The organism is Streptomyces sp. UF-297 (assembly GCF_058245575.1).
Genome location: NZ_JBSIBZ010000017.1, coordinates 51,901 through 73,187, shown reverse-complemented (window position 1 = coordinate 73,187; position 21,287 = coordinate 51,901). Strand labels below are relative to the sequence as shown.

Genomic DNA, 21,287 nt, shown 5'->3' with positions numbered 1-21,287 from the left:
GGAATGAGGCAAAGGCCAGTAGGCCGCCTGTGCCGCAAGGGCCGTCGGCCTCCCGTGCCTTCCCACTTTCCCAGCTGTACCGGCTACCGCTGTCGTGCTGACGCAGCTGTCCTGCGGCCGTCGGCGACGGCCGTCACCACGGCGGCCCGCTCAGCCGACCGCGGCGTAGTTGTCGTAGGTGTCGTCGTACCTGGTGTCGTAGCCCTCGTCCTCGCAGTCCACGGGCAGGATGCCCGCACTGCGCTCGTACTCCGTGCGCGCCGTCTCCAGCAGGCGGCGCCACGAAGTGACGGTTGGACGGCGGCGCAGCAGCGCCCTCCGCTCGCGCTCGGTCATCCCGCCCCACACGCCGAACTCGACGCGGTTGTCCAGGGCGTCGGCGAGGCATTCCGTGCGTACCGGGCAGCCGGTGCAGACTGCCTTGGCGCGGTTCTGCGCTGCCCCTTGAACGAACAGTTCATCCGGATCGGTAGTGCGGCAGGCTGCCTGCGCACTCCAGTCGGTTACCCAGCTCATGCTGGCGCCGTCCTCTCCCGAATCGAGGCTCCCCCACGGCGGCAAGCGGCATATTCACCGTTGCCAGTTGAGGACGTTACGGAAGGCAGGCAGGGCGCAACACCCCCTTCGGGCCCAATCTTGAATGGCCCGAACGGACTATGCGTACGCGGCAGATCACCCAACGGAGTGAGCGCAGGGCATACGTCACTTCCCCGTCAGAGCAGGACAGTTCACCGTGGTCACGCCTGGATCCTGGCGACACAAGCGGGCATTCCGACCTCGGTCCGCGCGGAGAGAGGGGCTTGACGCATCGGCACGGAACCAATCCGCTGTGGCAGGTGTAAACAGCGTAGGCGAACACATGGACCCCTGTCCGGCGATTGAGAACGTAGGGTGCCTGCTATGGGTAAGAAGCGCGACGGCGGCGGTCTGACCAAGACCCAGCAGGCCGCGAAATTCCTTGGTGTCAGTGTGCTGGCCGGCGCCGTGCTGGCCGGGCTCGCCCTACCCGCCGCGGGAGCGCTGGGCCTGGCGGCCAAGGGGACGGTCGAGGGCTTCGACGACCTCCCCGCCAACCTCAAGACGCCGCCGCTGAGCGAGCGGACCACGATCCTGGACGCCTCGGGCGGCCAGATCGCCAACGTCTACTCCCGTGACCGCACGGTCGTGGACCTCAAGGACATGTCGCCCTACATCCAGAAGGCGATCGTCGCGATCGAGGACGCGCGCTTTTACGAACACGGCGCCATCGACCTCAAGGGCATCCTGCGCGCGCTCAACAAGAACGCCCAGTCCGGCGGGGTCTCCGAGGGCGCGTCCACGCTGACGCAGCAGTATGTGAAGAACGTCTTCGTCGAGGAGGCCGGTGACGACCCCGACAAGGTCGCCCAGGCCACCCAGCAGACGCTCGGCCGCAAGATCAAGGAGCTGAAGTACGCGATCCAGGTGGAGGAGGAGCTCGGCAAGCGCAAGATCCTGCAGAACTACCTCAACATCACCTTCTTCGGGCAGCAGGCGTACGGCGTCGAAGCGGCCTCGCAGCGCTATTTCAGCAAGCACGCCAAGGACCTCACCCTGGACGAGTCCGCGCTGCTGGCCGGCATCGTCCAGTCGCCGAGCCGCTACGACCCGGTCAACGACCCCAAGGAAGCGGCCAGGCGGCGCAACACGGTCCTGCAGCGCATGGCCGACCTGAAGAGCATCACCAGGGCCGAGGCCGCGGCCGCCGCCAAGAAGCCGATCCGGCTCAAGGTCAGCCGCCCCAAGAACGGCTGCATCACCGCGGGCAACGGCGCGGGCTTCTTCTGCGACTACGTCCGCGAGGTCTTCCTGACCGACCCGGTCTTCGGCAAGACGAAGAAGGAGCGCGCCAAGCGCTGGAACCAGGGCGGTCTGACGATCCGCACGACGCTGGACCCGAAGGCCCAGAAGTCGGTCCAGGACTCGATAAAGGATCACGTCTACGAGAGCGACCCGGTCGCGAGCGCGTCGACCCTGGTGGAGCCGGGCAGCGGCAAGATCCTGGCGATGGGGCAGTCCCGCCCGTACGGCTTCGGGCAGAACCAGACGCAGATCAATCTGTCCGTGGACCAGAAGATGGGCGGCGGCGCGGGATACCAGCCCGGCTCGACGTTCAAGCCGGTGATCGCGGCAGCCGCGCTGGAGCAGGGCACGAGCCCCTACCAGCAGTTCTCCTCACCGTTCAAGATGCGGTACCCGAGTCCGATCGCCACCTGCGACGGGCAGTGGACCGGCAAGGATCCCGTCGAGAACGAGAACAGGTCCGAGGTCGGCCCGTACGCCATGAAGGAGGCGACCGCGAAGTCGGTCAACACCTACTTCGTGCAGCTGATCAGCGACATGGGCATCTGCCCGGTGATCAAGTTGGCCGACAAGATGGGCGTCAAGCGCGCGAACGGCAACGAGATCGAGCAGAAGCCCTCCATCGCGCTCGGCTCGCCGGAAGTGTCCCCGCTGACCATGGCCAACGCCTACGCCACCTTCGCCAACAACGGCGAGTACTGCTCGCCGGTGGCCGTCACCTCGATCACCGACTCGAACGGCAAGGCTCTGCCGGTCCCGCGCAGCAAGTGCCAGCGGGCCATGTCCGAGCGCACCGCCCAGACCATCAACTCCCTGCTCAAGGGAGTCGTCGAGGACGGTACGGGCAAGCAGGCCGGGCTCAGCGGGCGCGACAGCGCGGGCAAGACGGGTACGACCGACAGCCGCTACGCCGCCTGGTTCGTGGGCTACACCCCCAACATGGCGGGCGCCGTGTGGGTCGGTGACCCCAAGCACAGCCGCAAGATGTTCGACATCACCATCGGCGGCAACTACCACGCCAAGGTCTACGGCGCGGACACCCCGGGCCCGATCTGGCGGGACGCGATGTCGGGCGCCCTGGCCGACAAGCCCGCGCCGTCCCTGCCGACCGTCCATATCCAGGACGCCGCGAAGAAGGACAAGGACCGGGACAAGGGCGGCGACAAAGGCAGGGGCCGTGACAGGGACAAGCCGGGCCGCGGTGGGCACGACGACGACAAGCCGGGCGGCGGATGGGGCTTCCCCGGCTTCCCGGACATACTCGGCGGGGCCAACGGCGGCTGACGCCGAATCCGGGAGATGAGAACCAGGACAGGAGAAGGGGCGCCCCGCTCGGGGCGCCCCTTCGTCCGTATCCCTGCCGGAACTCAGCCGGCCAGCAGCTTCTTGACCACAGCGGCCACCCGGCCGCCCTCGGCCCGGCCGGCGATCTTCGGGTTGACGATCTTCATGACCGCGCCCATCGCCCGCGGCCCCTCGGCGCCGCCCGCCTTCGCCTCCGCGACGGCCTCGGCCACCAGCGTCTCCAGCTCGGCGTCCGTCAGCGGCTCGGGGAGGTACTCCGCGAGCACCTCGCCCTCGGCGCGCTCGCGCTCGGCCTGGTCGGCCCTACCGCCCTTCTCGAAGGCGTCAGCGGCCTCACGGCGCTTCTTCGCCTCCCGGGCGATGATCTTCTCTACCTCGTCGTCCGACAGCTCGCGCGCCACGCTGCCCGCGACCTCTCCCCGCTGGATCTCGGTCAGGGTGAGGCGGAGGGTGGAGGAGCGCAGCTCGTCGCGCGCCTTGATCGCCGCGGTGAGGTCGTCCTGCAGCTTCGACTTGAGCGTGGTCATGCCGTTGAGTATGCCCGTACGCACCGGCAAACGCCGCGTGTTTTCCCGCCGGGGACGGGTACGGCAGCGCAGGCGGCACCGTAACGAGTGGGGCGGGCGGAGCGGGTGGACAGCACGCCCGCGCTCTCTGCCACGATGGGTGCATGCGCGCGCGATACGGAATTCCCCTGTCCCTCACGGCAGTCGGCGCGGCCGGCCTCGCCTACGCCGCCGGATTCGAGGTCCGGTCCTTCCGGCTGCGACGGGTCACCGTGCCCGTACTGCCGCCCGGGATGCGGCCGTTGCGTGTGCTGCAGGTCTCCGACATCCACATGGTCAGCGGGCAGCGCAAGAAGCAGCGCTGGCTGCAGGCGCTGGCCGGGCTGCGCCCCGATTTCGTCATCAACACGGGCGACAACCTCTCCGACACCGAAGGCGTCCCGGAGGTGCTGGACGCGCTGGGGCCGCTGATGCAGTTCCCGGGTGCGTACGTCTTCGGCTCCAACGACTACTACGGGCCCAAGCTGCGCAACCCCGCCCGCTACCTGGTCGAGAAGGTCCAGGGGCGGCACGGCCTCAACGGGAACGCGCCCGCCGTCGGTGTCGTGCACAACCCCTGGGAAGAGCTGCGCGACGCCTTCGACAGCGCGGGCTGGATCGGGCTGAGCAACACCCGCGGACGTCTCAAGCTGGACACCCCCGACCACGCCGAGATCGCCCTGACCGGCCTGGACGACCCGCACATCAAGCGGGACCGCTACGCCGAGGTGGCCGGAGGCCCGGAGGCCGACGCCGACCTCTCGCTCGCCGTCGTGCACGCCCCCTACCTCCGCTGCCTGGACGCCTTCACCTCCGACGGCTACCCGCTGATCCTGGCCGGGCACACCCACGGCGGCCAGCTCTGCGTCCCCTTCTACGGCGCCCTGGTCACCAACTGCGACATCGACGCCGACCGGGTCAAGGGCCTGTCCACGCACACCGCGGGCGAGCACACCTCCTTCCTGCACGTCTCCGCGGGCTGCGGGACCAACCGCTACACCCCGGTCCGCTTCGCCTGCCCGCCCGAGGCGACCCTGCTGACGCTCACGGCCCGCGGGTGACTCTCCTCACGGTGTACGCCGGGAGCCCGCCGGTCACCGGCGGCGCTTCCGGCCCGCGGCCGAACCGCCCCGCCCGCCCCTGAGGCACCAGCGGTCGCACCCCTTTAGCGTGGAAGGATGATCGATCCGACCCGGTCCACGCACTACTCCAAGGGCGCTGCCGCCGCCTCGTCCCGTACACCGGCGGCGGCCGTCCTGCCCCAGGTCCGCCGCCCCCTGGCGGCGCTCTTCCGCGCTCTGGTCGCGGCCGCGGCCGTCACCGGCCTGGTCATCGACATCTCGGTCTCCGAGGACCTCGGCCGGCTGTTCAGCTACTTCACCGTCCAGTCCAACATCATGGTCGCGCTCGCCCTGGGCCTGGCCGCGCAGCGCGCCTGGACCGGCCGCCCGCCCCTCTCCCCCCGCATCACCGGCGCCGTCCTGCTCTTCATCTGCATCACCGGCCTCGTCTACCACTTCGTCCTGGCCAACGACTCCAGCGGCTTCTCCATGACCGGAGCAGGCGAGGAGACCGGCGCCCGCGTCGTCTCCAACCAGCTCCTGCACACCGTCACCCCCATCGGCACGGCCCTGGACTGGCTGCTGTTCACCACCCCGCGCTCCTTCCGCTTCGGCTACGCCTGGCAGTGGCTGGCCTACCCGCTCCTGTACCTCCCCTTCGCCCTGATCCGCGGCGCCCTCATCACCCCCGGCGCCGAGGGCCGCTACCCGTACCCCTTTCTCGACGTCGAGATCCACGGCTACGGAGGCGTCCTGGGCAACGGTGTCGTCTTCGGTCTCGCCTTCTACGCACTGGCCCTGCTCGTCGTGGCGATCGACCACGTCAGGCCCCATCCCCGGCGTCCCGATAACCGGATTTCGTCTACGGGGATCGGTCCGCTAAAGTAGAGCTCGTTGCTTCGGGGTGTGGCGCAGCTTGGCAGCGCGCTTCGTTCGGGACGAAGAGGTCGTGGGTTCAAATCCCGCCACCCCGACTGAAGAAACAGCATCAGGGCCGCCCAGTCATCTGACTGGGCGGCCCTGATGCGTTGTGCGGGGCCGTTTGCCGGGGCGGTGCTGAAGGCGGCCGGTGAATTGGTGGGGAAACCGCGTCAACCGGCTGGGGGGTCCCGGGACTAGAGAGGGTAGGGACACCCAGGTTTGGAGCATGTCATTGACCGCTGAAGAGTTTGAAGAGTTCTACGCGCATGCGGTCAGACGGCTCACCGGTCAGCTCTATGTGATGCTCGGCGATCTGCACGAGGCCCAGGACGTCGTGCAGGAGGCGTTCGTGAAGGGCTGGAGCCGGCGCAGGCAGCTGGCCAAGGAGGGTGCGCCCGAGGCGTGGATCCGTACGGTCGCCTGGCGGCTGGCTCTCCGGCGCCGGCGCGGGCACCGGAGGGCTCAGGAGGCCTGGCAGCGGCACGGCACTCCGCCGCCCGCCCACGGGCCCGACCCCGACTCCGTGGCGCTGGTCCAGGCGCTGCGGCAGCTGTCCCCCCAGCAGCGCAGGACGGTGGCGCTGCACTACGTCTGCGATCTGTCCGTCGAGCAGATCGCGGGCGAGACGGGGCTGTCCGCCGGCACGGTCAAGACTCATCTGTCCCGGGGGCGGGCCGCGCTGGCCGACCGTCTGCAGGACCCGAACACCCAGGAGGCGTACGGTGCCTGAGCCCCACGAGAACGACCCGCTGGCGGCGGCGCTGAAGGACCTGGCCGCCACCGCCCATCAGCAGGCCGCCCCCGCGCCGGTCGCCACGGTCCTCGCCCGGGGGCACCGGGCCCGGCACCGGCGGCTGGTGACCGTGGTGGTCACCGTGTGCCTGGTGGCCGGCGGAGTGAGTGGGGCCGTGGCGACGGTGCTGTCCCATCGGCCCGCGGCACAGGTCGGCCCGGCCGGCGGCCCGTCCCCCGCGCCCTCACCCGCTCCCCCCGGCCCCGAGCGCTCGGGCGCCCCGTCCCCTTCGAGCACGTCCTCCTCCGGCCCCGGAGGGGCTTCGGCGACCGCGCCGACGGGGGGCGGTGGCGGCAGCGGAGGCAGGAGCACCCGGTTTGCCACGCCCACCGGTACGCACACGCCGACCGCGCCGCCCGGCGGTACGGGCCGGACCTGGCCGCCCACCGGGACGTCGGCCACGGCAACGGACGGCGCGCCGCCCGGGTAGGCGAGCGGGCCGCTGTCCGGGGAGTTGCCAGGTCCCTGGCGCTCCCCGCCCCGTCCTCCGACCGCCCCACAGGTCGCCGGACGGCCCCGCGTGCCCCGGGACACCCCGCACCACGGCCTCATAGGTCTTCGTACGGCGCCGGGCCCCGCACCCTCTACACCTCCACCCCCGAACAGGAGTCGATTCATGCCCGCGGCACCCCCCACCACGACCTGGCCGCGCGTGCAGGAGCCCGGGCCCGGCGGCACCCACGCCTCGGGCGGCGGCGCGGACGGACCGGGCGGCACGCGACTCCCCGGCCCCCGCCCTCCCGAGCCGATACGGCGGCCGCCCGCGGAGCAGCACCACCGCGGGCGGCGATGGCACCGGCCCGGCTGGCCGGTGTGGCTCACCGGTGGCGACCGGGCCGTGCTCCAGCTGTATCTGGTCACCCGCATCGGGCTGTGGATCACCGCGTACTGCACCGCGTGGCTGTTCCCGCGTGACCCGCAGGCCACCCACGCGCCGTCCGTGCTGTCCCGGTGGGCTCAGTGGGACTGGCAGCACTTCCAGCACATAGCCGAGCACGGCTACTTCAGCGGGACCGCGGGCGCGCTCGCACCGCCGGACAACCGCGAGGCGTTCTTCCCCGGTTTCCCGCTGCTGTTGCGCGCCGTGCACCTGGTGATTCCCGACTGGACCGTCGCGGGGCTGCTGATCTCGCTGGTGGCCGGGGCCGTCGCGGTGGTGGCGCTGGCCCGGATCGCGCATCTGGCGCGCGGCGGCGCGGGCAGCGGCGAGCGCGCCGTGCTCTTCCTGCTGCTCTCGCCCTGCGCGGTCTTCCTCGCCGCCGGCTACACCGAGTCCCTCTTCCTGGCCCTGGCGCTGCCCGCCTGGCTGGCGGCCAAGAAGGGCAGTTGGCGCCTGGCGGCGGTGCTGGCCGCTTGTGCCACCGCCACCCGTATCAGCGGCCTCTTCCTGGCCGCGGCCCTCGCCGTGGAGTTCCTGCTCGCCCGCGACGGCCGCCGCACCTGGCGGTCCCTGCCCTGGCTGGCGCTGCCCGCGCTGCCCGCCCTGCTCTACACCTGGTACCTGCAGGCGCGTACGGGCGACTGGATGGCGTGGAAGCACGCCCAGGAGCGCGGCTGGCACCGCGAGTTCCACCCGCCGTGGGAGGCCTGGAGCAACACCTGGAACTCCGCCTTCGACAGCATCCACCCCACCGGCTACGGCCTGATGTTCCAGGCCGAGTTGGCGGGCATGGTCGTCGGCGTCCTGCTGCTGGGCTGGCTGCTGTACCGGCGCCGCTGGCCCGAGGCGGTCTACATCGCGCTGAGTCTGTGGGCGCTGGGCACCTCGTACTGGTACATGTCCGTCCCCCGGGCCACCCTGCTGTGGTGGCCGCTGTGGATCGCGCTGGCCACCTTCAGCCTGCGCGCCCGCTGGCTGAAGACCGCCTATCTGTGTGCCGTGGGGCCCCTGACGACCGTCTTCGCGGTCGCGTTCGCCTCGGGGCGGTGGGCGGGGTAGCGGCTGTCTCCGCACGGTCCGGTCCGGCCCGCCGCACTCGATCGGGTGACTGATCATTCAGCGGTGCCGCTGAGTGCGCAGGCGCGGGCTATGGTGCTCGCGGCCACCCCAGTCCCCGGTAGTCGGCAGATGTCAACAGACCTGTGTGCTGTGCGCTTTGCCGGTTGACTCTGCGGCACGCACACGAGGGCGACGGATGGGGGCGTGGGCCGCCCTCGGGGGCGGGGCGTGATGGGCGACAGTGCGTGCGATGCCGACGGTGCCACGTGTCCGGGTGCGGCGTTCGTCTGCCGTACGGGCGCGGACGGCCACCTGGTGATCGAGCTGCGCGGTGAAATCGATGTCGCGGTGTCCGCGGAGCTGGCCGAGGGGCTGGACGCGGTGCTGCGGGCGCCGGCCGGCCGGGTCGTCATCGACCTCACGCCGGTCACCTTCTTCGACTGCGCCGGGCTGTGGGTGCTGTGCCACGCGCGCCGCCGTGTCCTGGAGAGCGGCGGGAGCCTGCGGCTGCGCGGCGCCCGCCCGCTGATCCTGCGGCTGCTGCGGATCACCGGGCTGAGCGCGTACTTCCCCACGGAGCCCGATGGCGCCACGGAGAACTGAGGAATGCCGGGGAATGCCGGGGAACTGCGGGGAACGCCGAGGAATACCGCCCTTGTGGACCTCACCACCGTTCAGCGGCGTCGGCTAGGCTCGCCACGTGACGGCATACTCGCCCGACCCCCCGTCCGACCACTTCGCCGTCGTCGCGGTGGCCTCCTCCGCCGGGGGTATTCACGGCCTGGGAGTGCTCCTCGGGGCGCTGGGGCCGGACCTGGCCGTGCCCGTACTGGTCGTCCAGCACCTGGACCCGCGCCATCGCACCGTCATCGCCGATGTGCTCGGCCGGCGCACCGACCTCCCCGTCAAGCTCGCGCAGGCGGAGGAGACCGCGCTGCCCGGCACCGTCTACATCGCACCGCCCGACCGGCATCTGCTGGTGGGCCCCGGCGGGGTGCTGTCCTTGTCCGTCAGCGAGATGGTGCACTTCCTGCGGCCCTCGGCCGATCTGCTCTTCGAGTCGGTCGCCGGTGCGTACGGGCCACAGGCCATCTGCTGTGTCCTGACCGGGACGGGCCGGGACGGGGCGATGGGGGTGGACGCCATCAGCTCGCGCGGCGGCACCGTCATCGTCGAGGACCCGCGCACCGCGGAGTTCAAGGGCATGCCGCAGGCCGCGGTGGACACGGGCGCGGTGGACTTCGTGTTACCTCTGGAGGAAATCGCCCCGGTGATCCGCGGGCTTGTCGACACGAAGAGGCAGTGATGGGCGAAGCGCAGGACGTCGAGATCGACGAGGAGCTCGAGGGACTGCTCCGTTTCCTCAGGGACGCCCGGGGCTTCGACTTCACCGGCTACAAACGCTCGTCCCTGGGGCGGCGCATCCGCAAGCGGATGGCCGATGTGGACGCGCGCACCTACGCGGACTACCGGGACCGGCTGGAGACCAGCGCGGACGAGTTCGGCGCGCTCTTCAACACCATCCTGATCAACGTCACCTCCGTCTTCCGCGACCCGGGCGCCTGGGCCTTCCTCCAGCGTGCGGTGATGCCCGAACTCCTCGCCGACATCGGCACCGAGGACGAGATCAGGGTGTGGAGCGCGGGCTGCTCCAGCGGCGAGGAGGCGTACTCCCTCGCCATCATGTTCGCCGAGGCGCTCGGCATCGAGGAGTGCGTGCGCCGCGTCAAGATCTACGGAACGGACGTGGACGAGGAGGCACTGCGCGAGGCCCGCTCCGGGCTCTACAGCGCCAAGTCCCTGGAGCCGCTCTCCCCGGAGCTGCGCGAGAAGTACTTCGAGCAGAACGGCACCCAGTTCAGCTTCCGGCCGGACCTGCGGCGCCGGGTGATCTTCGGGCGGCACGACATCACCCGGGACGCCCCGATCTCCCGGCTGGATCTGCTGGTCTGCCGCAACACCCTGATGTACTTCAACGTCGAGGCGCAGACGCAGATCGTGGACCGCTACCACTTCGCCCTGCGGGAGGGCGGGTTCCTCTTCCTCGGCAAGGCCGAGATGCTGCTGAACGACACCGAGCGGTTCGAGGTCGTCAGCATGCGCCAGCGCGTCTTCCGGCGCCGCCCGGGCGAGAACAGCCCGCCGTACCACCCGGCCCCGGTGAAGGCCAGGGGGAACCCCGGCGGGGGCGAGCAGCACTCCATCGCGCGCTCCCGGCAGATGCGCGACATGATCCTGGACGCCATCCCTGTCCCGTCGGTGTCGGTGGACTCCGACGGGACCGTGGTGATGATCAACAGCCCTGCGCGGACCCAGTTCTCGCTGACCACCAACGACATCGGCCGCCCCTTCCAGGACCTGGAGGTCTCCTACCGGCCCGTGGAGCTGCGCTCCCTGATCGAGCAGGCCACCCACGAGCGCCGGACGCTGCGCATCAACGGTGTGGAGCGTCGGCTGGGCGAGGACCTCCAGTACTTCGACATCCTCGTGCAGCCGCTCATGGGCGCCAACGGGCTGCCGGCCGTCACCACCGTCAGCTTCTCCGACGTCACGGTCGCCACCCAGCTCAAGACCGAGGTCAAGCGCGTACGGGAGGACCTGGAGACGGCGTACGAGGAACTCCAGTCCACCAACGAGGAACTGGAGACCACCAACGAGGAACTCCAGTCGAGCATCGAGGAACTGGAGACGACGAACGAGGAACTCCAGTCCACCAACGAGGAATTGGAGACCACCAACGAAGAACTCCAGTCGGGCAACGAGGAACTGGAGACGATGAACGAGGAGCTGCGCATCCGCACGGACGAGCTGAACGAGACCCGCGCCTTCCTGGAGGGCGTGGTGAGCGGCATCGCGGCGGCCGTGGTGGTCCTGGACTCCGACAAACGGGTCAAGTGCTGGAACCGCGGCGCGGCGGAGCTGTGGGGCTTGCGCGCCGAAGAGGTGGCCGACCAGCCGTTCTTCTCCCTGGACTTCGGGCTTCCCGCCGAGGACCTGAAGGCCGTGATCCAGGAGTGCCTGGAATCGAGCAGCAAGCCCGGCACCGTCGACATCCCGGCCGTCAACCGCAGGGGCCGGACCATCCTGTGCAGTGTGACGTGCTCCCCCTTCGGGGGCCACAACAGCGGTGTGGTCCTGCTGATGGAGGAGAAGGCGGACGAGAGCGGCGCCTGACGCCGGGGATGCGGCGTAGGCTACAAAGATGAGCCCCGCAGAGGGTAGTTCGGAAAGGGCGGTGGCCGCGCAACGGCGGGCCGCGGCAGCTCATCAGCGCGCCGACCGCGAGCGGGCGTCGGCCGAGCGGCACGAGCGCCTGGCGGCGGGCGACGGCGGCGAATTCCATCGGCAGCTCGCCTCGATGCACCGCAGAATGGCGGACCGCCACACCTCCTCGGCCCGGCTCCAGGAGTCCTTCGCGCAGCGTATGACGGGGTGGACCACGGGAAACGGCGCCCCGCCGCGCTTCATGAGCGGGGTCGCGGAGGCCTGTGGGACCGGCAGCGCGGCGCTGACCCTGGTCGACTCCGATCACCGCCAGCTGGCCGTCGCCGCCTCCGACCAACCCTCCAAAGCGGCGCAGGAGTTGGAGTACGTGATCGGCGAGGGTCCGACCACCGAGGCGGCGCGGGTCGGCCGCCAGGTCGCCGTCCGCCGTCCGGTCATCACCAAGCGCTGGCCGCTCTACGGTCCGGAGCTGGCCGCACTGGACATCAGTGAGGTGGTCGCCGTACCCCTGGCCTCGCCGGGCGTCTGCCTGGGCACTCTGGCCGTCTTCGATCCGCGGCCGGGCCTCGGGAACACCTCCATGCTGGCCGATCTCGCCGAGACCCTCATGCGGACGGTGCTGCTGGGGCCGGACGCCGATCCCGACCTGTACGGCGGGGTCGACCACCGCGATGTGGTCCAGCAGGCCGCCGGGATAGTGTCCGCGCGGTCCGGCCGCCCGGTGGGCGACGCGCTGGCGCTCATCCGGGCGCGGGCGTTCACGCTGGACGAACCGATCACCGCGGTCGCCCGGCAGATCGTGTCCGGGACGCTGATGCTCGGCCGGGACCTGAAGTGAGCGCAGCGCAGCCGTGACCTGATCGCAGCGCAGCCGTGACCTGAGCGCATCACGGCCGTGAGCCGAGGGCAGCACGGCCGTGGCCCGGACACCGGACTTCAGGGGCGCGACGCCTTCAGGGAGTACATGAGCGGGACGCGGGGGCGGTCGGCAGGCAGGCGGAAGTAGCCGTCCTCGCCGCGCTCCAGCGAGCCGAGGTGCTTGAAGAGCGTCTTGTCGTGCTCGTGCAGGAAGTCGATGCGCAGCCCGGCGGCGGACAGGGCGGAGACGACCTCGCCGATGGGGTGCTGCCACTCCACGCTGCGGTTGTTGACCGTCGGGGCGCTGAAGTCCGTGTACGTACCGGGGGTTTCGTCGACCCAGGCGTCCTGGCTGAAGTAGTCGTGCGCGATGCGCGAGCCGGTGTCCGGGTCCAGCGCGTCCACCAGCGGGTGGAACTCGGCGAGGTAGAGGAAGCCGCCGGGGGCGACGAGAGAGGCCGCGGTCTCGGCCCAGCGGCGGATGTCGGGCAGCCAGCACAGGGCGCCGATGCCCGTGTAGACGATGTCGTAGCAGGGGTCGGGGACGGCCTCGGCGGCGTCGTACACATCGGCCGCGACGAACGAGGCGCGCTCGGGGCCCAGGCCCAGCTCGGCGGCCAGCTCGCGGGCGACCTCGACGGCGGGCTCGGAGAAGTCCAGGCCGACGACCTGAGCGGCGCCGCGGCGGGCCCAGGAAAGGGTGTCCTGCCCGACGTGGCACTGCAGATGCAGCAGGGTCTTGCCGGTGACGTCGCCGACCTCGGCGGCCTCGAAGTCACGGATGGCGTCCTTGCCTTGGCGAAATCCCTCGAAGTCGTAGAAGTCACTGGCCACGTGGATCGGTACGCGCTCGTCCCACATCGCACGGTTGGCCGCACGCCAGTCCTCGGGTGCCGTGGTTCTGTGCATGCCGCGAAGTTATCCACAGGCTGTGCCGGCCCGCCACCGAATTGTCCGTGGCCCGGCGCAGAATGGGGCCATGACTGAGGAGATCGATACGACGAGCGGCGGCCCGCGGGGCGCCGAGGCCATGCCGGACTGGGAGAAGCGGTTCAGAGCGCCGCGGGTGAGCCTGCCCGAGTGGGCCGAGGACGCCCCGGACCGCTCGCTGTTCGTGTCCAACGCCACGGGCACCTTCGAGCTGTACGCCTGGGACCGCGCCAGTGGCGAGCAGCGCCAGGTCACCGACCGCCCCAACGGGACCACGCACGGCACGCTCACCCCGGACGGCGAGTGGATCTGGTGGTTCTCCGACACCGACGGCGACGAGTTCGGCGTGTGGATGCGCCAGCCGTTCGCCGGGTGGGGCGAGGGCGGCGAGCGCGCCGATGAGCCCGCGACGCCGGGGCTGGATGCCTCCTACCCCGCCGGCCTGGCCATCGGGCGTGACGGTACGGCCGTCGTGGGCCGTTCCACCGACGAGGAGGGCACCACGATCCATGTCGTACGGCCCGACGAGGGCCCGGTGGAGATCTACCGGCACCGCGAGTCGGCGGGGGTCGGCGGCCTCTCCCGCGACGGGTCGCTGATCGCCATCGAGCACACCGAGCACGGCGACGCGATGCACTCGGCGCTGTGGGTCGTGCGGCCCGACGGCTCCACCGTCGCCGAGCTGGACGACACCGAGGGCGGCACCAAGGAGCTGGGCCTGTCGGTGATGGGCTTCGCACCCGTGCCGGGCGACTCACGGCTGCTGGTGGGCCACCAGCGGCGGGGCCGCTGGGAGCCGATGATCTGGGACCCGATGACGGGCGAGCACAAGGACCTGGCCATCGATCTGCCCGGCGATGTGGGCGCCGACTGGTATCCGGACGGCTCGGCCCTGCTCATCGAGCACGAGTACCAGGCGCGCAGCGAGCTGTGGCGCTACGACCCGGCCACCGAGGAGCTGACCCGCGTCCAGACCCCGTCCGGGACCGTCGCGGGCGCCGGGGCGCGGCCCGACGGGACGGTGGAGTTCCTGTGGTCCTCCGCCGCGCAGCCGCCCGAGGTGCGCTCGACCTCCGGCAAGGTCGTACTGGACCCGCCCGGCATGAAGCCGCCGGGCTCGGTGCCGGTGACGGACGCCTGGGTGGAGGGGCCCGGCGGGACGGTCCACGCGCTGGTGCAGCGCCCCGCGGGCGACGGCCCGTTCCCGACGATCTTCGAGATCCACGGCGGCCCCACCCACCACGACAGCGACGGTTTCGCGTCGGCGCCCGCGGCGTGGGTGGACCACGGTTTCGCCGTCGTACGCGTCAACTACCGCGGCTCGACGGGCTACGGCCGGGCATGGACGGACGCGCTCAAGCACCGCGTCGGGCTGATCGAGCTGGAGGACATCGCGGCGGTCCGGCAGTGGGCGGTGGACTCGGGGCTGGCCGACCCCGGGAAGCTGGTGCTCTCGGGCGGCTCCTGGGGCGGCTATCTGACGCTGCTGGGGCTCGGTACGCAGCCCGAGGCGTGGGCGGTGGGCCTGGCGGCGGTGCCGGTCGCGGACTACGTCACCGCGTACAACGACGAGATGGAGGCGCTCAAGGCGCTGGACCGCACGCTGCTGGGCGGGACCCCGGAGGAGGTGCCCGAGCGCTTCGAGGCGTCCTCGCCGATCACCTATGTCGACGCGGTGCGCGCGCCCGTCTACATCTCCGCGGGGGTCAATGACCCGCGCTGCCCCATCCGGCAGGTCGACAACTACGTCGAGCGGCTCCAGGAGCGCGGCCATCCGCACGAGGTCTACCGCTTCGACGCGGGGCACGGCTCGCTGGTGGTGGAGGAGCGGATCAAGCAGCTGCGCCTGGAGCTGGACTTCGCCCTGCGGCACCTGGGCGCTGCGCCGGCTGCGCGGCCGTGAGAGCGCGGTCGGTCCGCGGTCCGGGGCGGTTCAGCCCCGGGCCGCGGGCTCTTCCCGGCTCTGGTCGGGGCCCGGCGTGCCGTCGGGTCCCGCCTGCTCCGGTACGAGGCCCAGGGCCACGTCCCGGGCCGCCTCCGCCTCGCGGCGGAAGAGCCGGAACCACATGAAGAGGACGAAGCCCGCGAAGACGAACCACTCGCCGGTGTAGCCGAGGTTCTGGAAGGCCTTCAGGTCCAGCCCGCTGCCCTCCGCCGCGGCGGGCGGCACGGCCTTCAGCGGGGCCTGCGGTTCGCCGACGGTGATCCACGCGTCGTGGACCTCGTAGGGCACGAGGTTGACCAGCGAGGCGGCGCTGATCATGCCCAGCTGTCCCTTGGGCAGGCCGCCGGAGGCGTGCACCCCGTCGGTGCCCTGGTTCTCGGAGGCCTGCAGCGCGCCGGTGACCGTGACGCGGCCGGCCGGCGGGGCGGGCACCCTGGCCGTATCGGCCCGCTCGTCCGCGTCACCGGGCAGCCAGCCCCGTACGACCGGCAGCGCCTTCCCGCCGTCCGTACGCAGCAGCGTCAGCACGTAAAAGCCGCGCTTGTCGTCCAACGTGCGGTCCGGTACGAGCAGTTGGTGCCCCAGGTCGTAGCGCCCGCTGGCGGTGGCCCGGCGGCCCGAGGTGGCCTTGTCGACGGGCAGCAGCTTCTGCAGCGGCTCGGCGGCCGCGACCTTGGCCTCGGCGGTGCGGTCCTCCTGCTGCTGGTGGGAGTCGACCCGGTCCTCGAACCGGCTCAGCTGCCAGCTGCCCATGAAAATGCAGAAGGGGATCGCCAGTACGGCGAAGACGTTGATCCCCCACCACCGCGGGGTCAGCAGGAACCGGTACACGCCCTCAACGGTACGGGCCGCCACGAAATGCCCCGACGGCGGGGCCGCACCGCCCCCTCCGCGGTGCGGACCCGTCGTCAGGACCTGGGGTGTCCTGTGGATCAGCCCCTGGAGTGCCTGCGGCTACTGGGCCGGCAGGGCTTCGGTGCGGTAGATCGTTCCGGCGCACGCGTCGGGTATCTGCGTGTCGGCCGCGGCGGGCTCGCCCTGTTCCGGGGTGTGGCTGAGCGCCACACTGGGGGGCTGCTTGCCGTCGGTGGGCGTGCCCTCGCCGCCGCCCGCCTGTCCGCCCTCGGTCTCCTTGGCCCCCGTGGAGGTCTCCGGAGCGGTGCTGGGGCCCTGCGAGGGGCCGGGCGTCGGGGTGGGCTTGGGCTCGGCGGCGCACCCGGAGGTGCCGCCGCCCTGGGCGGGCACCCAGGCGAACTTGACCTCGTAGGCCTGGCCGGGCTTGAGGACGAACTGGCCCGGCGCGTTGACCGGGTCGGGCAGGCCGGTGGCCGCGTCCCCCGAGGTGTGGTCGACGACGTGGATGCGGGAGCTGTCGGCGCTGCCCTTGGCGACGGCGCCCACCACCCCGCCGCCCTCGACCGAGCACGCGGTGCTGGAGGTGTTCACCACCCGGAAGGCGCCGTAGATACGGCCAGCGGAGTCGGCGGGGCCGACCGTGCCGGAGCCGGAGCCGAGCTGGTCGCGGGCGCAGACCGGCGAGGTGACGTCCATCGTCGCGGTCGGCGCGGGCGGGACGGGCGAGGCGCCCGGCAGCGTGCTGTCGGTGTCGTCCTGCCCCTTGTCCTGGCCCTTCTCCTCGGGCTTGCCCTTCTCGCCCTTCTTCCCGCCCGAGACGGTGGGCGAGGGGCGGCGGCGCTCGGTGCCCTCGCCGTGGGCGCCGGTGGTGCCTTCGGGGGCCTGGCGGCTGCCCGCGGCGTGGTGGGGCATGTCCTGGGAGGTGTCCGCGGTGTTGGTGACGTGCACCACGGCGGGGATGGAGGTCCCGCCGACCAGCAGCGCGGCGGCCGCGCCCAGCACGGCGTGGCGGCGGCGCTGGCGCCTGGCCGGCACCGCGCGGCGCAGATGCTCCAGCGAGTCGGGCGCGGGCTCCAGGTCGCGTACCGCACCCCGCAGCAGCCGGCGCAGCTCCTGCTCGTCCACGCCGTCGTCGCCGTCGTCGCCGGGACCCTGCGGACCGGTCGGCGTGTCCGGGCCGCCGGGCCCCGAGGCGCCGCCGCGCCCCGAGCCGCCGAGGCCGAGGAGGGCGTGCAGGTCGTCGAGCCCGTCCGGGCCGGTGCCGGGGTCGGCCGCGCCGTGGGCGAAGGCGCCGGGGGCACCGGTGGTGCCGTCCGGATCGCGCGGGTCTTGCGGGCCGTTCATGCCGTGCGGGTCGTAACTCTCAGGATCGTGCGGGCGCTGCCGCGGGCCGTTCAGGTGGTGCGTCTCACGCGTGGGGCGCTGATCGTGCTGGTCGCGCTGATCGCCGTCATCACGCTCGTCGTGCTGGTGGTGCTGGTCGTACGGGTCGTACGGGCCGGGCTGCCTGCCGTTCATACGGGAGCCTCCATGGCGACGCGAAGCGCCGCGATCCCCCGCGAGCCGTATGCCTTGACCGAGCCGAGCGATATGCCGAGCGTCTCGGCGACCTGTGCCTCGGTCATGTCCGCGAAGTAGCGCAGGACCAGCACTTCGCGCTGGCGCCGCTGCAGCCCGCGCATCGCCTTGATCAGCTGATCGCGCTCCAGCTGCTCGTACGCGCCCTCCTCGGCACTGGCCATGTCCGGCATCGGCTTGGAGAGCAGCTTGAGGCCCAGGATGCGGCGGCGCAGCGCGGAGCGGGAGAGGTTGACGACCGTCTGCCGCAGATAGGCGAGGGTCTTCTCCGGGTCGCGCACCCGTCCGCGCGCGGAGTGCACACGGATGAAGGCCTCCTGGACCACGTCCTCGCACGAAGCGGTGTCGTCCAGCAGCAGCGCGGCGAGTCCGAGCAGCGAGCGGTAGTGCGCGCGGTAGGTCTCGGTGAGGTGGTCGACTGTCGTGCCCGCTGCCATCGCGTCGTCAGCGTCCCCACGTTGCGAGGGAATCTGCGCGGGCTGTGCGGGCTGGGCGGCGGGCCAGGGAGCGATCACCGGCATGCCCCCCGGCGTACGGGAACGCCGCGGCCGCACGGTTGTGCCGCCTGCGCCCCCTGGGGCGATCGCGATGCCGAGTACCTCTGCCACGCCTGTTGGACACGCTTCCCCCCATCAGGGTTGTACGCGCAAGGCACCGTTTTTGACGGTGCGTCAAATGCCCTCATGCGTACCAGCTCTTCCCCAATGCCCCATTTTTTCCAGCAGCCTTGCGGACGCCCTTGAGGGGCGGCCACAAAGACGCTCCCCGCCCAACTACCGGTTGCAGTAAGGCGGGGAGCGAAATAGTCGAACAGAGCCGCTGCCCAGTTCAAGTGGTTTGGACCAACGTTTCGCTCACAGGACCTTCACAGGTCTCTCAAAGTATCTCCTAGGGCGCCCCAAAGTATGCCCTAGGCATCCAGTTCGGGGGCCGCCCTAGGCATCCAGTTCGGGACCCAGTTCGGCCGCCACCACCTCGGCGATCTGCGCGGTGTTCAGCGCCGCGCCCTTGCGCAGGTTGTCCCCGCACACGAACAGCTCCAGCGCCGTCGGATCGTCCAGCGACCTGCGCACCCGCCCGACCCAGGTCGGGTCGGTGCCCACCACGTCGGCGGGCGTGGGGAACTCGCCCTGGGCGGGGTTGTCGCTGACCACCACACCGGGCGCGGACGCCAGGATCTCGTGCGCCCCCGCGACCGAGACCTCGTTCTCGAACCGCGCGTGCACGGTCAGCGAGTGGGTGGTGATCACCGGCACCCGTACACAGGTCGCGGTGACCTTCAGGTCCGGCAGCCCCAGGATCTTGCGGGACTCGTTGCGGACCTTGAGCTCCTCGGAGGACCAGCCGTCCTCCATGAGCGAGCCCGCCCACGGCACGACATTGAGCGCCATCGGCGCCGGGAAGGGGCCGAGGGCCTCGCCCACGGCCCGGCGCACGTCCCCGGGCGCGGTGCCCAGTTCCGTACCCGACACCGCCGAGAGCTGCGCCCGCAGCGTGTCGACGCCCTCCTTGCCCGCGCCCGAGACGGCCTGGTACGAGGAGACGATCAGCTCGCGCAGCCCGTACTCCGCGTGCAGCGCGCCCAGCGCCACGATCATGGACAGGGTCGTGCAGTTGGGGTTGGCGACGATCCCGCGCGGGCGCACCCGCGCCGCGTGCGCGTTGACCTCGGGGACGACCAGCGGGACGTCCGGGTCCATCCGGAAAGCGCCCGAGTTATCCACCACGACCGCGCCCTTGGACGCGGCGATCGGCGCCCACTGCGCGGAGACCTCGTCCGGCACGTCGAACATCGCGACGTCGATGCCGTCGAAGACCTCCTCGGCGAGCGCGAGGACCTCGACCTCCTCGCCCCGTACGGTCAGCTTGCGGCCGGCCGAGCGGGGCGAGGCGATCAGCCGGATCTCGCCCCAGATGTCGGCCCGCTCGGAGAGGATTCCGAGCAGGACCGAGCCGACCGCGCCGGTGGCGCCGACGACGGCGAGATGCGGCTTGCGGGCCGTGCGGTCTCCCGTACGGCCCGCGGGGGCGAAGGTCATCGCCCGGTGCCGCCGTAGACGACCGCTTCGTCGCTCTCGCTGTCCAGGCCGAAGGCGGTGTGCACGGCCTGCACCGCTTCCTTGACGTCATCGGCGCGGGTGACCACCGAGATACGGATCTCGGATGTCGAGATCAGCTCGATGTTCACGCCCGCGTTGGACAGCGCCTCGAAGAAGGTCGCGGTCACGCCGGGGTTGGTCTTCATGCCCGCGCCGACCAGCGAGATCTTGGCGATCTGGTCGTCGTAGCGCAGCGAGTCGAAGCCGACCGAGGCCTTGGTCTTCTCCAGCGCCGCCACGGCCTTGCGGCCCTCGTCCTTGGGCAGCGTGAAGGAGATGTCCGTCAGGCCCGTCGAGGCGGCCGAGACGTTCTGCACGACCATGTCGATGTTCGCCTCGGCGTCCGCGATCGCACGGAAGATCGTCGCGGCCTCGCCCGGCTTGTCCGGTACGCCGACGACCGTGATCTTCGCCTCGGAGGTGTCGTGTGCGACGCCCGAGATGATCGCCTGCTCCATGGGCTGGTCCCCTTGCGGCTCGTTGCTGACCCAGGTGCCCTTCAGTCCCGAGAAGGACGAGCGCACGTGGATCGGGATGTTGTAACGGCGTGCGTACTCCACGCAGCGGTGCAGCAGCACCTTGGACCCGGAGCTCGCCAGCTCCAGCATGTCCTCGAACGAAATCCAGTCGATCTTCCGGGCCTTCTTCACGACCCGCGGATCGGCGGTGAACACACCGTCCACATCCGTGTAGATCTCGCAGACATCGGCCTCCAGCGCGGCCGCCAGCGCGACGGCGGTGGTGTCCGAGCCGCCCCGCCCCAGCGTGGTGATGTCCTTCTTGTCCTGGGACACACCCTGGAATCCGGCGACGATGGCGATATTGCCCTCGTTGATCGAGGTCTTGATCCGCCCCGGCGTCACATCGATGATCCGTGCCTTGTTGTGCACGGAGTCGGTGATGACACCGGCCTGGCTCCCGGTGAAGGACTGCGCCTCGTGACCGAGGTTTTTGATCGCCATCGCCAGCAGGGCCATGGAGATCCGCTCTCCGGCGGTCAGCAGCATGTCGAACTCGCGCCCCGACGGGATCGGGGACACTTCCTGCGCGAGATCGATCAGCTCGTCCGTCGTGTCGCCCATCGCCGAAACCACGGCAACCACCTGGTTGCCATTCTTCTTGGCTTCGACAATTCGCTTGGCAACGCGCTTGATGCCCTCGGCATCCGCAACGGATGAGCCGCCGTACTTCTGCACGACAAGGCCCACGTGCGCTCCTCGCAACTGTCTCATCGGGAGTTTTCTCCCGGACCCCCGGAAATAGGGGTCATGCGGTCGGCTCAGTCTAACGAGCAGGCGGAAACCGCCCGGCCAGTACCACATCGTGAGACACATTGCTCACACATCGATCCCTGTGAACCCGCGTGTCACACCGCGACCGGCCACGGCGCCCCATCGCGCCCGCTCGGCGAG

Annotated in this window: 19 protein-coding genes and 1 tRNA gene; 12 read left to right on the top strand and 8 right to left on the bottom strand. The window is 71.0% G+C overall.

Translation table 11 applies throughout. From position 1 onward, the window contains the following. Positions 1-150 precede the first annotated feature (150 nt). Entirely contained in the window at positions 151-516 is a 366-nt protein-coding gene (locus AC4IJH_RS13015) for a WhiB family transcriptional regulator (RefSeq protein ID WP_490851796.1), read from the bottom strand. Positions 517-900: 384 nt separating this feature from the next. Here AC4IJH_RS13015 and AC4IJH_RS13010 point away from each other — a divergent pair, with 384 nt between their 5' ends. Beyond that, entirely contained in the window at positions 901-3,105 is a 2,205-nt protein-coding gene (locus AC4IJH_RS13010; RefSeq protein ID WP_490851795.1) for a transglycosylase domain-containing protein, read from the top strand. An 83-nt stretch (positions 3,106-3,188) separates the two neighbouring features. On the opposite strand, the gene AC4IJH_RS13005 is transcribed toward AC4IJH_RS13010, so the two are convergent. Beyond that, entirely contained in the window at positions 3,189-3,653 is a 465-nt protein-coding gene (locus AC4IJH_RS13005; RefSeq protein WP_490851794.1) for a GatB/YqeY domain-containing protein, read from the bottom strand. A 143-nt stretch (positions 3,654-3,796) separates the two neighbouring features. Here AC4IJH_RS13005 and AC4IJH_RS13000 point away from each other — a divergent pair, with 143 nt between their 5' ends. The 10 genes from AC4IJH_RS13000 (at position 3,797) to AC4IJH_RS12955 (ending at position 12,448) form a co-directional block, all read left to right on the top strand. Continuing rightward, complete coding sequence (locus AC4IJH_RS13000) at positions 3,797-4,732, top strand: metallophosphoesterase (protein WP_490851793.1); 936 nt, start codon at positions 3,797-3,799, stop codon at positions 4,730-4,732. A 117-nt stretch (positions 4,733-4,849) separates the two neighbouring features. Beyond that, entirely contained in the window at positions 4,850-5,620 is a 771-nt protein-coding gene (locus AC4IJH_RS12995; protein WP_490851792.1) for a Pr6Pr family membrane protein, read from the top strand. A gap of 12 nt (positions 5,621-5,632) precedes the next feature. After that, positions 5,633-5,706 (top strand) — tRNA-Pro (locus tag AC4IJH_RS12990). Between the two features lie 179 nt (positions 5,707-5,885). Continuing rightward, positions 5,886-6,383 (top strand): SigE family RNA polymerase sigma factor, encoded by a 498-nt coding sequence (locus tag AC4IJH_RS12985; RefSeq protein WP_490851791.1) that lies wholly within the window; start codon positions 5,886-5,888, stop codon positions 6,381-6,383. Beyond that, the gene (locus AC4IJH_RS12980) at positions 6,376-6,876 is read left to right on the top strand and encodes a hypothetical protein (RefSeq protein ID WP_490851790.1); all 501 of its coding nucleotides are present in this window, start codon (positions 6,376-6,378) and stop codon (positions 6,874-6,876) included. The genes AC4IJH_RS12985 and AC4IJH_RS12980 overlap by 8 nt, the downstream gene beginning before the upstream one ends. A gap of 186 nt (positions 6,877-7,062) precedes the next feature. Beyond that, the gene (locus AC4IJH_RS12975; RefSeq protein WP_490851789.1) at positions 7,063-8,385 is read left to right on the top strand and encodes a mannosyltransferase family protein; all 1,323 of its coding nucleotides are present in this window, start codon (positions 7,063-7,065) and stop codon (positions 8,383-8,385) included. A 231-nt stretch (positions 8,386-8,616) separates the two neighbouring features. Continuing rightward, positions 8,617-8,988, top strand: coding sequence for an STAS domain-containing protein (locus tag AC4IJH_RS12970; RefSeq protein WP_490851788.1), 372 nt, complete (start codon positions 8,617-8,619; stop codon positions 8,986-8,988). Positions 8,989-9,085: 97 nt separating this feature from the next. Then, positions 9,086-9,691 (top strand): chemotaxis protein CheB, encoded by a 606-nt coding sequence (locus AC4IJH_RS12965; protein ID WP_490851787.1) that lies wholly within the window; start codon positions 9,086-9,088, stop codon positions 9,689-9,691. Continuing rightward, positions 9,691-11,559 carry a CheR family methyltransferase gene (locus tag AC4IJH_RS12960; RefSeq protein WP_490851786.1) on the top strand — a complete coding sequence of 623 codons (1,869 nt, stop codon included), beginning with the start codon at positions 9,691-9,693 and terminating at the stop codon, positions 11,557-11,559. The genes AC4IJH_RS12965 and AC4IJH_RS12960 overlap by 1 nt, the downstream gene beginning before the upstream one ends. 28 nt (positions 11,560-11,587) lie before the next feature. Further along, positions 11,588-12,448: a GAF and ANTAR domain-containing protein gene (locus tag AC4IJH_RS12955; RefSeq protein ID WP_490851785.1), complete on the top strand. Its 861-nt coding sequence runs from the start codon at positions 11,588-11,590 to the stop codon at positions 12,446-12,448. 98 nt (positions 12,449-12,546) lie between these two features. On the opposite strand, the gene AC4IJH_RS12950 is transcribed toward AC4IJH_RS12955, so the two are convergent. Then, the gene (locus AC4IJH_RS12950; protein WP_490851784.1) at positions 12,547-13,377 is read right to left on the bottom strand and encodes a class I SAM-dependent methyltransferase; all 831 of its coding nucleotides are present in this window, start codon (positions 13,375-13,377) and stop codon (positions 12,547-12,549) included. A gap of 70 nt (positions 13,378-13,447) precedes the next feature. Here AC4IJH_RS12950 and AC4IJH_RS12945 point away from each other — a divergent pair, with 70 nt between their 5' ends. After that, entirely contained in the window at positions 13,448-15,301 is a 1,854-nt protein-coding gene (locus tag AC4IJH_RS12945) for a S9 family peptidase (protein WP_490851783.1), read from the top strand. A gap of 30 nt (positions 15,302-15,331) precedes the next feature. On the opposite strand, the gene AC4IJH_RS12940 is transcribed toward AC4IJH_RS12945, so the two are convergent. The 5 genes from AC4IJH_RS12940 to AC4IJH_RS12920 form a co-directional block, all read right to left on the bottom strand. Continuing rightward, complete coding sequence (locus tag AC4IJH_RS12940) at positions 15,332-16,174, bottom strand: SURF1 family protein (RefSeq protein WP_490851782.1); 843 nt, start codon at positions 16,172-16,174, stop codon at positions 15,332-15,334. A 123-nt stretch (positions 16,175-16,297) separates the two neighbouring features. After that, entirely contained in the window at positions 16,298-17,716 is a 1,419-nt protein-coding gene (locus tag AC4IJH_RS12935; protein WP_490851781.1) for a hypothetical protein, read from the bottom strand. Beyond that, positions 17,713-18,384 carry a SigE family RNA polymerase sigma factor gene (locus AC4IJH_RS12930; RefSeq protein WP_490851780.1) on the bottom strand — a complete coding sequence of 224 codons (672 nt, stop codon included), beginning with the start codon at positions 18,382-18,384 and terminating at the stop codon, positions 17,713-17,715. The genes AC4IJH_RS12935 and AC4IJH_RS12930 overlap by 4 nt, the downstream gene beginning before the upstream one ends. A 327-nt stretch (positions 18,385-18,711) precedes the next feature. Then, positions 18,712-19,815 (bottom strand): aspartate-semialdehyde dehydrogenase, encoded by a 1,104-nt coding sequence (locus AC4IJH_RS12925; RefSeq protein ID WP_490851779.1) that lies wholly within the window; start codon positions 19,813-19,815, stop codon positions 18,712-18,714. After that, entirely contained in the window at positions 19,812-21,083 is a 1,272-nt protein-coding gene (locus AC4IJH_RS12920; RefSeq protein ID WP_490851778.1) for an aspartate kinase, read from the bottom strand. The genes AC4IJH_RS12925 and AC4IJH_RS12920 overlap by 4 nt, the downstream gene beginning before the upstream one ends. Positions 21,084-21,287: the final 204 nt, after the last annotated feature.